Here is a 13,354-nt window from a genome sequence, read left to right as displayed (position 1 = left end):
GTCTCGTTTCGCCGGGGTCGCCTTGCGAAACGAGCAGTCCTCTGATCGCAAGCGGCTCAAGCTCAAGGACGGCCTGATTTCCACCGAGCTCGCCCACCTGTATCACTGCGCGGTGCGGCCCCTTTCCGCGCATTCCACCCGGCTCGTCGCCCGATCGTGGTAGCGCGATATCGCTGCCGCGAATCGTCGCAAAGAGGAAGGGCCGCCTCATTCCTGACCAGAATCTCAGGCCGGTCGGACCAATGGAGACCGCGAACAATCGCACTCGCCACAGCGGCAAGATGCCCAATGCGCGAAAGGCTCTCTCACAACTGCCAGACCACAGCAGCATGTACACGTCGTCGTCGCCCGATCCCTCTCGTACACGATCACGCGCAACCCTCACGCACTCCCGGAACACGATCGAAACCACCACAAGGCAGAAAGGAAAGACACCCAGCCCGATCAGATACCCCCGAGCGCGTGGAGTGATTCCCTCGGACACGATCCCGACAACGAGAGAAGCCGTTCCGCCACTGACGAGCACGAACACACCCGCCGAAAGCATCAAACGGCCCGTCCAACGAATCGCGTTCCCCGTTTGAGGCGCCACTCCCACCCCGTTCCCCTAGTGCGTGGCCGCTTGTCTGAATCAACTGGCCCGACACGCGTTCTCGGCTTCATTGTCATTGGCCGGTCGTATTCCGGTCGCCGGATCTGGCGGGCAGCGTCTCCCGGATCATTCCCAGGAGGAGGTCGCGATCCGCGTAAGAAGCGGCATAGCGGAACGTCGCGTTCCACCGCTCGGATCGTGGCGCCAGTGGGAGCGCCACCGGTGCGGTCGCGTTCAGGTGGACCATGATCGCTGGCACCGTGCGCGAGCCGTAGCCATCACGAACCGATGTCTCCCCCATCTCCACGCCCACAATGTGCGAAGCAGGGATGAAGACGCACTCGGTATCCGACGGATCGCGCAGGTAGCAGTACAACCCGGACGCGTCCACCGCGACGACAGACCAGTACGCGGGTCGTAGACCGGTCTCGCTCATCCCGCGAAGCATCGCATCGGTCGCTGTCGCCCTGATCACCTCGAACACGATTCCGTCCGGATGGAGCTCGCGTGCGCGAGCGAAGCGCGCCGCAATCATGAGTCGGAAGCCGCCCATCCCGAGCACGAGGGCACCCAGGATGCCGAACACCAGGGCAAGAACCTCACCGAATGACAGCGCATTGCTGGGCCGCCACAAGATGAAAGCGAAAGCGAGACCCGCGGGGAAGAACAGTAGGAGGGGCCATTCTCGGTGCCATCGCGGGCGGGTGCTCTGCTGGGACGCTCGCCACGGGTTCTGGGTGCTCATGCCGACCTCTTTTCAGTTCTGGCGCGCTCGCGCTTCTGGTGCTCTTCGAATGCTCGGACACGGCGCATCGCGGCCTCCCACTGCGGCTTAGTGAGGTTCGGCTCACCAGCCGCACGCATCACGACGCCGGTCGGCGAATGCCTGCGCTCGACGTGGTTGTCGCCCGTCGTGCTTGTGGTGTAACCCGCCGCAATCTCCTTGCGGATTTTGTGGGTGCTGACCCATGAGAAGAGAAATCCGAGGCCGAGGGAGACCGTGAAGAACGCAAGGCATACCAGGGAAAATGGGTCGAAGTACTGATACCTGCCTCTGGACGCAAGCACTCCAAACAACGTCATGACCGCGCTCAGCGCCCATACGCCAAAACACCACAGCGATTTCCCGGCCCAGGCGTTTCCACTTAACCCCGGCAACAGATCGCGCTGCTCCCAGCCCAGCTCCTTCACCCCATTCACCACGCGGCGGAGGAGACCCAGCCAGGAATTCGGCCGGCGTCGAGAAGAAGCGCAAGTCCCACGACCGCTGCGAACAGAATGGCCATGACCGTCGGGATGCTGATGATCGCGAGGAGCGCGAGAACACAGTAGAGAACGCCCTGCCAGGAGCGACCCAGGTAGAAGAGGTGACCGCCGACGGGCCCCGCCACCATCCACCAGAGGTATGCGTCTGCGGTAGTTTCTGGCCACCGGCGGGTGAGAGACGCCCCCGTAGCTGCAGTCCGGCTCCGGATGGCGAAACGAAGCGCCCCCGGAAGCCACGCAAGGATCGCCGCGCCCGTCGCCGCCACTGTGCCGACAACGACGATCGGCTCCGTCGAAAAGGTAGCGATATTGCCCAACATGACCACCGCGAGCACATACTTCGGCCACTGCCTGCCACGACAAACGAAGGCGGCAGCGATCGTCGGCAACCAGGCAAAGAACGCCCCGAATGCGAGCAGGGCGAGAACAGCACCCAGGCCAAAGCCACCGGGCAACGCTTCGGCGCTTTGGACGAGTCCGACCACAGCGGACCCTGCTCCGCTCAAAGAAAAGACGGAACAGAGGATCAGGCTTGTGGGAACGGGCGTCGGTTGAAATGCGTTAGTCACCCGTCGCTCGACTCCTTTTGGCGCGCTCGATGAGCACGCAGGTCAGTTACTTCCATAGCCCGAAATAGTTCGATCGCGGGACAGCTTCAGGGATCTTCCTCGAACGATTCCTAGGACGGCGGTGGCCGGATCGTAAGTTCGCGTGACCAAGCGGATGGCTACTGCAACCAATGCACGACACCGATAACGCCTCGAACCAAGTTGAAAACCGCGATAGCGAGCCAGGCGAATCCGACAAATGCCATCCAGGTCGACGACATCGACCTTTCTAGGGTGGGACCAATGCGGCCGTAGCCTGATCGGAATTCGTTTGTGAACCACTCTGCGATTCGTTTTCGCCGCACAATGAACACAGTCCCGACCCCTCCTCCAAGGAGCCCCCCTATGAGCATCACCAGCGAATCGATGTCTTCCTTCTGCATCACCACATCCAAACAATCGCGGCCGAGCAACTCGCTTGGATGCCGTTGGCTACTCCGGTCCCCATCGACTGCCGTCCGAAAATATCGCGTGAGTATTCGGCGTAAATTCCAATGCCTGCGAGCGAACCGGTGCACGAGAGTGTGACACCAAGCCCTTCTGTATCGCCGTGAGTTGCCCCCACCATTGCCGACCCTCCCGCACCGATGCCCACACCTATCCCAACCGAGCCGTTACCGCCTACCCCACAAAGAAATGCCGCGCAGAATGACCCCTGAAAAGACCCGTTGAGCTGCTCGTCAATCCAACGCCATACGTCTGCCCACCTTCTCGAAGTGTCGTTGTTGAAGAAGTTGGCCCACGTCTCGTCCCAGTGTTTGCCCGCGTTCGCCCAGGTGTCTTCCCAGTGCTTTGCCACGCTGTCGCCATAGCTGATCGCGGATGCAGGCTTGCCGTCGACATGGCGTGGCTTCTCCCATTGGACGGACTTGTGCTTCGGGTCGTTGACCGTGAGACCGTCGCGCAGGCTCACCGGGGTGACCTGTGTGCCGAGTGGGCCGCTCATCGCATCGGCCATCTGCTGCTTCGTCATTCCCGTGCCCAGGGGGATGGAGTCAGTTCCGTTGAACGGCGCCGCTCGGAAGCCGAGCAGGTCCCAGAACGTGACCGGATTACTCCCCACGTACGCGTACCGGTGCAGCGTCTGCGGCTGCGTCAGCAGGCCGCGGTACGGGTCTTGCGACAGCCACGAACCCGACGCCGGGTCGTAGGTGCGCGCGAAGTACTGGTTCAGGCCATAACCCGCGTCGACGGTTTCGCCGGTGAAGCCCAGCGGCGACGACCAGCCGGACGTCTCGAACGATGCCTCACCGAAGTCCGCGTAATCGGCCAACTGCGTGATCGAACCACCGACCGACTGCGCGGCGGTCGAACCCAGACGGTCCACCAGCGCCCACGCAACCTCCGACGAACCGGACGCCTGCAGAGCCAGCTCGCCCGCCGCATCCCGCACCAGCGACGTCACACCGTGCGCCGAGTTCGAACGCTGCACCACACTCGTGCCCGACCACGCCTGCGTCGTGGTCTGCGAGCCGCCCCGGTCGGTCGTGTCGGTCGAACTGACCTGGCGGCCGAGGCCGTCGTACGCGTACGACGTCGCACGCCCATCACGAGAGACAGAGGTCACACGACCCGACGGGTCGTAATCGAACGACGTGCGGGCGCCGCCGACGACCTGGCCGGTACGGTTGCCCGCACGGTCGTAGGAGTACGACGCATCCTGAGCACCCTCCGCACCCGTGCGGGACGTTTCGGTCAGCTGATTGACCTCGTTGAACGTCGCCGTCGCCGCGAAGTCCGCCGATGAACCGGTGCGATCCCAGCCGGTGCGGTTGCCCACCGCGTCGTAACGGTACGTGTTCTTCTCGCCAGTGGATGCGGTCGAGCCGGTCAGTCGGTTCAGCGCGTCATACGTGAAATCACGCGACACCGGGGAACCCGACCCGACGGTGCGGGAGGCGGACGAGACATTGCCCGCCTTGTCGTAGCCGTACTCGAACCGCAGAGCGCCTCCATCCGCCACCGGGTTCGGCGCCGTCGGCACGGAACGATCGGCGAGGTACTCGCCGGTCTTGATGCAGTCGATCGCCGCAGGGACGGTGCGCCCGGAGAGGTACTGCGTCGCTCCGTTGCTGCACTGCTGGGCGCCACGCTTCACCTCGGGGAGCATCGACGGCTTCGCGGGGTCGGTCGCTGGCGGCTCCGCGGGGGCGGGCGTGCCGTGCACGATCCCGGTGACGCGGCTCGCCGCGTCGTACTCGAACGCGGAGGTCACACCCGTCGAGCGGGTCTGCTTCACCAGGTTCGATGCTGCATCCCACTCGTAGGCGATGCCGCCCCACGGGGACGTCTGCTCGATGACGCGGGAGGCGTCGTCGTACCGGTAGCCGACCACCTCCCCGGTCGGCAGGGTCAGACCGTTGAGCGAGCCGACCGCGTCGTACTCATACGACACCCGCGTGCCGTTGCCGTCGATCTGCTTCGTCATGCGGCCGGTCGTGTCGTAGGTCCAGCCGGTGACCCCGGTGGGGTCTGTCATCGCGATCAGATGCTGCTCCGCGTCGTACTCATACCCGACCGTCGCCGCCGGATACCGGATGCGCGACAGGTCGCCCCGGTCCGTGTACTCGAAGCGGGTCGTCGCGCCGTTCGCGTCTTTCTGAGCCGTGAGCCGCCCGGCCTTGTCGTAGTTGTACTGCCAGCGATTCCCTGCCGCGTTCGTCTCAGAGAGGGTTAGCCCGGCGGGGTCGAACGTGAACGTCGTGGCGTTCCCGTTCGGATCGGTGATCGACGTCAGATTGCCCACGGCGTCGTAACCGTACGAGGTGGTGACGTTGACGTCGGAGACTCCGGCGCTTGCCTTCTTCGCCTCCTTCGTGAAGCCCTCGATCACCTCCAGGAGTTGACCGGCCGGATCGTACGCGTACCGCGTCACGTTCCCGTTCCCGTCGGTCATGGAGGTCTGTCGCCCGGCCTTGTCGTAGCCGTAGCCGGTCACAGCGCCGACGGGGTCCGTCACCGAGACGACGCGACCCGCCCGATCGTATGCCGTCGTCGACATGTTGCCGAGTGCATCCGTCGCCGAGACCGCCCGGCCGAGAGCGTCGTACGTGGTGGCGGTGGTCGCGCCCGTCGGATCGGTCGCCGAGACGGCGCGGCCGATGGCGTCGTATGCAAAGCGCGAGGTGCGCCCGAGGGCATCCGACACTGCCGTGACGTTGCCTCCCGCGTCCGTCTCGAACGTGGTCGTCCCGCCGGCGCTGTCGGTCATCGAGGTGAGCACACCGGCGGGCGTGTACGCGAACGCGGTCGCGTTGCCGAGCCGGTCGAATGTGCCGGTGAGGTTGCCGTCCTCGTCGTAGACGAGCCTGGTGCGCTTGCCGAGCGGGTCCGTGACCACGACCACCCGGTCGAGGAGGTCGTACTCGTATGCGGTCACGGCACCCGACGCGTCCTTCTCGCTCGTCGCCCTCCCGACAGCGTCGTAGACGATCGTCCGCGCGGCACCCGTCGGACCCTTCGTGGAGGTGACCCTCCCCATCGCGTCGAACGCGGTGGTGCTGGTCGCGCCGAGCGGATCGGACCCCGACGTGGCATTGCCCGCACTGTCGTACTCCGTCGCCCACACGCCGCCGTTGGGGTCGACGGTCTGCGTGAGGCGGTCGAGCGCATCCCGTCGGTACTCGGTGACCGACCCCGTCGGATCGGTGGACCTGGTGAGCGCGTTCTCTGTGTTGTACTCGTAAGTCGTCACGCCGCCGTCCGGCGCGGTGACCCGGACGAGGTCGAACATCGCGTTCCACGCGTACGCGGTGACAGCTCCGGATGCGTCGGTCGCCGAGACGAGGTGATCGTTGCCGTCGTACTCGTAGCGGGTGACACCGCCGAGCGCATCCGTGACGGCCGCCAGCCTTCCGCCCGCGTCCCATCCGTATGCGGTCACCCCACCGCGCGGGTCGGTCGCGCTGACGACGCGATTGGACAGGTCGTAGCCGTAGCGGGTGGTGTTGCCGTCCGCGTCCGTCACGGCCACCGCGTTCCCCCGGAGGTCGTACTCGTAGGTGGTCGTGGCACCGGACGGCTGCACGACAGCGATCGGATCGCCGGCGTCGTCGTAGCGGGTCGCGACCGCCGTTCCGTCCGGACGGTGCTCCACCGTGACGAGTCCGGCGGCGTTCCGGTCGTACGCGACCGTGCGCTCTGCACCCTTCGCACCGCCCGCGTCGGTGCGCGACGCGAGATCGCCGAGGGGCGTGTACGTGTACTTCACGACCGACCCGTCCGGATGCGAGACGCTGGTGACGTTCCCGCGCTCGTCATAGCCGTAGGTGGTCACGCCGCCGTTCTCGTCGACGTGCTTGGTGACCTGGTACTCGTCGTCGAACGCATACGCGACCTCGGCGCCGGACGCATCGACGATCTTCGTGATGCGTCGCCTGTCGTCGAAGTGGAAGACGCTCACGCGCCCCTCGTTGTCGGTGTACGACGTCTGGCCCGCGACGGAGTAGTCGAGCAGGCGGACGTTGCCGTCCGGATCGATCTGCTTGACGACACGTCCCGCTGCGTCGTACGAGTTGCTGAGGTACGTGACACCGAGCGGGTCCGTTGCGGTGAGGAGCTGGTGACGGTCGTCGTAGGTGAAGGTGCGGGTGCGCGCATCCGGATACCCGATGGTGACCAGATCGCCGGCGGCATCGTAACCGAAGCCCCAGCGGCGTCCATCCGGAAGCGTCATCGCGACGATTCGGCCATCGCCGTCGTTCTCGACGGCGATGGTCTGCCCCGCCTCGTCGGTCACCGACACGAGCGGAACGAAGCTCTGTGACGCCGGATCGGCGGCACCGTACTGCAGTGTGATCGTGTTTCCGCGCCGGTCGGTGTGGGAGACGAGTTCCCCGATGCCCTCGATGTCGCCCGCCGCGAACATCCACGTCTCGCCGTCGACGGCCGTCAGGCGGAGGTTGCCATCTCCCGCCTCGGCGAGCGTCTGCCGTAGTCCTGGCTCGGCCAGATAGCCGCCTGCCCCGTCGGGCGCGAAGACGTACGACGCGCCATCCCCGCGCACCACCAGCACCGATCCGTCGCTGAACCGCTGCGCCCGCGCACCCAGCCCGAACGACCATCCGGCGCCGACGCGGGACAGCCGGCCGTCCTGCGAGTTGTAGGTCAGGGTCAGATCGAGTTCCTGGCTGCCCAGACCGGGAAGCGTGAACAGCGAGAAGTCCTCGATGAGGTTGCCCGTGGAGAACGAGATGGGCTCAGCGCCGTAGGTGAGGTAGTTCTGATGGCCGAGGTCGCGCCAGCGGGAGAGGTCCGCGGCCGACGGTTTCGCCGGCCAGCCGCCCGTCGCCGGGTCGGTGCAGTCGAAGCCCTGCGACTCCAGGTATTTCCCCGACCCGGTGAAGGCGCCGTTGACGACGGACTGGAACCCGTTGGCGATGACCGACCAGTCGAAGTTGTGGTCGAGGAACAGCGCCTCGAGGTGCGTCATCGCGCCGGGCACCCAGCCGAACTCGGGATGCGGGAAGTCCGCGCTCGCAGGCATCTGCTTGGCCGGACGCCCTGTGTATGCGGGAAGTTCCGCGATCAGGGATGCGGTCACCGCCTCGTCGAGCGGCCCACCGCGGGAGTAGAGCTGGCTTCCACCGTCCGACCCGTCCGAGCCCCAGGCGTGGCCGAGCCAGGTGTTGAAGCCGATCCCCAGCGTGAGCGCCGGGTTGGCAGCGGCCGCGATGCCCGCCCTGGTCTGCCGGGACACGTACGGCATGTCGCCGGTGCGGGTGATCGTGACGTTGGCCAGGCACTGCTGCTGGAACAGGGCGGCGAGCCCGTTGGTGAGCGCCATGTTGTACGGAAGTTCCGAGACCGTGGCCGGAGAGTTGGAGTGGCCCTCGTCGTCGTCGGGGTCGAGCACGATCGACGGCCCTGGCGGCGCGGTGAACGGGACTCCGATCACGACGAACTGCGACAGGTGGTCGGACTCACCCTTCACGGTCTTCGTCTTCGCGTCATAGTACGACGGGATGCGGGTCCACGCCTCGCCCGGTTTCTCCCTGGTGTAGATCGCGAGCGACGCGGGGTCGAGCTCGGACTTCTTCACGGTCGATTGGTCGACGCTCAGTTCGAGCGCGACCCCTGGTACGACATCGCTGACCGCCGGACTTCCGTCGTCGCCTCCGCGTGTCTTCGTCCGTTTGGCCGGGAAGGACGTGACCGCGGCGCCGTCCGACGTGACCGCATCGACCTGCACGACCTTCGATACGACGACACCTGCCGTCTCGGCGCGCGCGACCCTGGATGCGGCCTCCGGCGCCTGGGCGATGCTCACCGAGAGCTCATGGTCGACCTCGTGCCCGCTGAACGTCGCCGATGCGCCGAGCTTCTCCGAGGCGACCGTCGCCTTCGTCCCCGGCGAGAGGTCGATCGTCGCGTCCGGTGCTTCCGTAGCCACCTGGGCGGCCTCGTCGAGCAGCTCCGGCCGGGGCTCTGCCGCCTTCCGCACCTCGGCGAGGGTGGCTGCTGCGCGCTCGCGCGCCAACTGCTGCGGCGAAGCCTCCGCGGGGACGGCCGAGCCGACGACGCTGAGCGCGACCACCGCGATTCCCGCGACGATCGCCGATCCGCGGCGCATCAGAGGGCTGTCCCCGTCAGCGCGGCGCGCTCGGCAGCCGTGCCGGCGGCGAAGAGACCGCGGCGGCGGCGCATCCACAGGCCGACGGCGACCAGACCGAGAGCGAGCGCGACGATGAGCCCGATCGCGAGCTTCGATCCCGTGCTCGCGAGGTCGTCGACCCGCACAACGCACGCGGCGAGCTCGTCGGCGTCCGAAATGCCGTTCCCGTTGTAGTCCTCCCGACCGGTTGCGCACTCTCGGTCGCCGCAGATGACGAACTCGATCCAGTCGGCCACGCCGTCGCCGTCCGCGTCCTCTGTCGAGTTGGAGCAGGTGTCCGAGTCGCACACCAGCCGCTCTGCATAGTCCGGGATGCCGTCCCCATCCCGGTCTTTCGCCGGGTCGGCGCAGCGCGTGGTGCCGCACGACGTGACCTCCACCCAGTCCGCGACGCCGTCGCCGTCAGTGTCCTCCGCACCGGTCGCACACGTGAACGAACCGCAGACCTCGCGCTCCACCCAGTCCGGGATGCGGTCGCCGTCGACATCGCAATCCGTCGCAGACGACGTGGATGCGCAGTCCCTCGCGACCGCCGCGACCGCCGCGACCTCAGCGGCCGCCGCGACCTCAGCGGCCACCGCGACCTCAGCGGCCACCACTGCAGAAGCAGCAGACGCCGGAGCAGCGACCGCCCCCGCGCTTCCTCCCGCGGCATTCCCGCTGATGGCAAGCCCCACGATCATCACCGTCGCCACCATCGCGCGCACGCCCATAGCCGAACCTCCCCCGAACCGGAATCAGATCGTCCATGTTACGTGTAAAACTTCGCATGTTGCATGTCTAGCGGCGAGAAGATACCAGCATTCCCGCATCCATTGGCCGCCGCACCCTTACGCCCGGCCCCCTCCGGCCGATAGTGACCCTGTGACGGCTCACCCGGAGCCGAGACCAGGATTCGCCGCCCATGATCGTCGTCACCCGATTGAACGACAGCCAGTTCGCGGTCAACCCGGACCTCATCGAGCGCATCCACGCGAGCCCGGACACCACCCTTGTGATGGTCGACGGGGCGAAGTTCATCGTGACCGAGAGCATGCCCGAGGTCATCGAGAAGATCGCCGCATACCGGGCTCGGGTCATCGCGCTCGCCCACGACCTGCCCTCCGCCACCGCGCGGCCGGCCGGCGTCCCGCAGCTCGGCCTCGTGCCCCCTGCCGACTCCGACGGGGACGACGAGACACCGGATGCGCGCCGCGAGCACCCCGATCGCCGCGAGCGCCCAGACCACCGCGACCAGCGCGAGCACCCCGAAGCTCGGACCGTTCCCCTCCGTGCAAGGAAGAAGTGATGGATCCCGCAACCATAATCGGCATCGTCCTGGCGTTCGGCGCCGTCGTCGCCATGGTGACGATGGAGGGCGCGCACCTCAGCGCGCTCGTGCTGCCTGCGCCCATGGTGCTCGTCTTCGGCGCGACGTTCGCCGTCGGCATCGCCAGTGGAACGCTCAAGGACTTCATGGTCGCCATGAAGTCCGTGCCGCGCGCGCTGCGGGGCAAGATCGAGCCGCCGCAGCAGGTCATCGACCAGGTCGTCGACCTCGCTGAGAAGGCCCGCGCCAACGGCCTGCTCGCGATGGAGCAGGAGGCGGACAACGTCGACGACCCGTTCCTCAAACGTGCACTGCAGAACATCGCGGACGGCACGGACGGCGACGAGCTGCGCATCCTGCTGGAGGACGAGATCGCCACCAAGTCGAAGAAGGACAGGGTCGCTGCCAAGTTCTTCAGCGGCATGGGCGGTTACGCGCCGACCATCGGCATCATCGGAACCGTCGTCTCGCTCACGCACGTGCTCGAGAACCTGGCGGAGCCCGGCGAGCTCGGGCCGATGATCGCCAGCGCGTTCGTGGCGACACTGTGGGGTCTGCTGTCGGCCAACTTCCTCTGGCTGCCGCTCGGCGCGCGCCTCCGCCGCCTGTCCGAGCTGGATGTGGAGCGCATGACGCTGCTCATGGAGGGCGTGCTCGCCGTGCAGTCCGGCAGCCAGCCCCGCCTCCTCGGCGAGCGCCTGCGCGCGATGGTCCCGGATGCCGGCAGCAGCAAGAAGGACGCCAAGGACTCCAAGCCCGAGAAGCTCAAGGAAGCAGCGTAGCGATGTCCGCACGCCGCCGTCGCAAACACGAGCCAGAGGAGGAGCACGAGAACGAGGAGCGCTGGATGGCCTCCTACATGGACATGGTCACCGTGCTCATGTGCATGTTCATCGTGCTCTTCGCCATGTCGACGGTGGATCAGAAGAAGTTCGCGGAACTGAAAGACTCGCTCGCCACCGGTTTCGGCCAGGTGAAATCGCAGAAGATCGACACGGCGACCGGCGTGATCGTGCCGCCGTCGCAGGTCGACCAGAACGGCAAGAACACCGACCTCGCGCTCGCCCAGCAGGAGGCGCAGAACCTCAAAGAGCTGAAGGAGCGCATCCTGGCGTCGCTGACGAAGGACGGGCTGCAGGATGCTGTCCAGTTGCGCATCGACGAGCGCGGGCTCACCATCGGGCTGGTCGGCAACGAGACGTTCTTCGCATCCAACCGGGCGGAGCTGAGCGTGCAGGCGACCCAGGTGCTCAACGACATCGGGCCGGTGCTCGCGCCGACGCCGTACCAGGTGTCGGTCGAGGGCCACGCCGACATGCGCCAGCCCGGGGCTCCGTACCCGACCAACTGGGAGCTGTCCGCCGGCCGCGCCACCAGCGTGCTGCGCCACCTGGTGGAGACCGACGGGTTCCCGCAGGAACGCATCGTCGCGCTCAGCTACGGCTCCGCACGTCCGCTCGCCAGCGCAACGGGGACGACGGACGCCGATCTCGCTCTCAACCGGCGAGTGGATGTGGTGGTGCTGTCGAACCAGCCGGACGCCATCCGCAAGCTCATCCCGCAGGCGCTCGGGCCGACGACGACGGCGTCCGGGTAGCCGCTGCGCTCAGTCCAGCGGGACCGGGCGGGTCCGCACCGGCGCAAGCCACGCGGAAACGATGACCGCCGTGATCGAGCCTGCCGCCATGATCGCCGCGAGGACCACCACCTGGAACCGCCCGGCCTCCAGGGGCGAGACGCCGCCGAAGATCGCGCCTACGAACGCGCCAGGCAGGGTGACGAGGCCGGTCGTCTTGGTCTGGTCGACCGAGGGGATGAGCGCGGAGTAGACCGCGCCGCGCGCGAGCTCCAGAGTCGACCGCCTCGGGGTCGCGCCGAGCGCGAGCCAGCCTTCGACCTCATCCCAGTGGTCGATGGTCGCCTCGGTGAAGCGCCGCCCGGTGAGGGTGGCGATGCTCATCGCGTTGCCGATGACGATGCCGCCGATCGCCAGCGCGTACCTGGCCGAGAACTCGATGGCGCCGGTGAGGAAGACCACAGCGAGGGTCACGACGATCCCCGTCGCCATGGCGACGCCCATCATGGTCGCGTGCTCGACCGACCAGCCGACCCTCCTCGTCGCGGTCGCGGCGGCGACGGAGAACATGACGAGCAGCGCCAGCGCCACCCACACCGGGTTGGTGATGACCCCGGCGAGGATCACGCTGATGACCGCGAGCTGCACCGCGCCGCGGAGGATGGCGAGCAGCGGAGCCCACCGGCGCGGCACCCGGTAGACCGTGAGCACGACGGTGGCCAGTGCCGCGAGCAGCAGGACGCCGAGGAGCGTGGGTCCGAGCTCGGTGATGATGGGCACGGGACGAGTGTACGGGCGGCGCTTGGCGGCGCCGCGCATCCACCGTCGGAGGATGCGATGGTCGTATCCTCGACGCATGACAGCGCGCATCGCAAACGTGACCATCCACGCGGAGGACCCGGCCGCCCTCGCCCGCTTCTGGAGCGCGGCCATGGGCTATCCGGCACCGGCGGGCTGGGCGGACGACGAGATCGCCGAGCTGAAAGCGGCGGGGCTGGACGACGACGCGATCAGCTCCCGCGCCGAGGCCTGGGACGAGAACCCGCACCACCAGCGCTTCTACTTCACCCGCTATACGCACGAGCGCAGGCAGCGGAACCGGATGCACATCGACATCACGCCGTTCGAGGACCGCCACGCATCCAGGGAGGAGCTGGAGGCGGAGCGCGACAGGCTGGTCGCGCTCGGTGCGACCGAGGAGAAGACGCTCACCGGGGCCTGGGGTCCGTACGAGGAGTTCGCGATCATGATGCGCGACCCGGAGGGCAACGAGTTCTGCCTGCAGTGAGCGGGATGCGCATCCCCACCCAGGAACGCGAACGGCGCGGAACGCAGGGCCGTCCTGGGACAGGGGATGCGTTCCGCGCCGAACCGCTGCGGGGCGGGGTTC

At 67.1% G+C, this 13,354-nt stretch carries 10 protein-coding genes; 4 read left to right on the top strand and 6 right to left on the bottom strand.

Annotated features, from left to right (window positions below; genetic code table 11):
* Positions 1–665: 665 nt before the first annotated feature.
* The 5 genes from ACYVGI_RS14400 to ACYVGI_RS14380 all read right to left on the bottom strand — a co-directional run bounded on the left by ACYVGI_RS14400 (position 666) and on the right by ACYVGI_RS14380 (position 9,792).
* Positions 666–1,337 (bottom strand): hypothetical protein, encoded by a 672-nt coding sequence (locus ACYVGI_RS14400; RefSeq protein ID WP_460633279.1) that lies wholly within the window; start codon positions 1,335–1,337, stop codon positions 666–668.
* Entirely contained in the window at positions 1,334–1,783 is a 450-nt protein-coding gene (locus ACYVGI_RS14395; RefSeq protein ID WP_460633278.1) for a LapA family protein, read from the bottom strand. The genes ACYVGI_RS14400 and ACYVGI_RS14395 overlap by 4 nt, the downstream gene beginning before the upstream one ends.
* A 5-nt stretch (positions 1,784–1,788) precedes the next feature.
* Positions 1,789–2,343, bottom strand: a complete 555-nt coding sequence (locus tag ACYVGI_RS14390) for a hypothetical protein (RefSeq protein ID WP_460633277.1) — start codon at positions 2,341–2,343, stop codon at positions 1,789–1,791.
* Positions 2,344–2,848: 505 nt separating this feature from the next.
* A complete protein-coding gene (locus ACYVGI_RS14385; RefSeq protein WP_460633276.1) occupies positions 2,849–9,037 on the bottom strand; it encodes an RHS repeat-associated core domain-containing protein in 6,189 nt (2,062 codons plus the stop codon).
* Entirely contained in the window at positions 9,037–9,792 is a 756-nt protein-coding gene (locus ACYVGI_RS14380) for a hypothetical protein (RefSeq protein ID WP_460633275.1), read from the bottom strand. Before ACYVGI_RS14380 ends, ACYVGI_RS14385 begins: the two co-directional genes overlap by 1 nt.
* Positions 9,793–9,983: 191 nt before the next feature.
* Here ACYVGI_RS14380 and ACYVGI_RS14375 point away from each other — a divergent pair, with 191 nt between their 5' ends.
* The 3 genes from ACYVGI_RS14375 to ACYVGI_RS14365 are packed head-to-tail and all read left to right on the top strand — an operon-like array spanning position 9,984 to position 11,985.
* A complete protein-coding gene (locus ACYVGI_RS14375; protein ID WP_460633274.1) occupies positions 9,984–10,367 on the top strand; it encodes a flagellar FlbD family protein in 384 nt (127 codons plus the stop codon).
* Positions 10,367–11,170, top strand: a complete 804-nt coding sequence (locus tag ACYVGI_RS14370; RefSeq protein WP_460633273.1) for a motility protein A — start codon at positions 10,367–10,369, stop codon at positions 11,168–11,170. Before ACYVGI_RS14375 ends, ACYVGI_RS14370 begins: the two co-directional genes overlap by 1 nt.
* Positions 11,171–11,172: 2 nt before the next feature.
* Complete coding sequence (locus ACYVGI_RS14365) at positions 11,173–11,985, top strand: flagellar motor protein MotB (protein WP_460633272.1); 813 nt, start codon at positions 11,173–11,175, stop codon at positions 11,983–11,985.
* Positions 11,986–11,994: 9 nt separating this feature from the next.
* On the opposite strand, the gene ACYVGI_RS14360 is transcribed toward ACYVGI_RS14365, so the two are convergent.
* Positions 11,995–12,744 carry an ABC transporter permease gene (locus ACYVGI_RS14360; protein WP_460633271.1) on the bottom strand — a complete coding sequence of 250 codons (750 nt, stop codon included), beginning with the start codon at positions 12,742–12,744 and terminating at the stop codon, positions 11,995–11,997.
* Positions 12,745–12,820: 76 nt separating this feature from the next.
* On the opposite strand from ACYVGI_RS14360, the gene ACYVGI_RS14355 reads away from it, so the two are divergent.
* Entirely contained in the window at positions 12,821–13,252 is a 432-nt protein-coding gene (locus tag ACYVGI_RS14355; RefSeq protein WP_460633270.1) for a VOC family protein, read from the top strand.
* Positions 13,253–13,354 lie beyond the last annotated feature (102 nt).

The organism is Leifsonia lichenia, from assembly GCF_054780215.1.
This window is presented reverse-complemented; position numbering and strand designations above follow the sequence as displayed.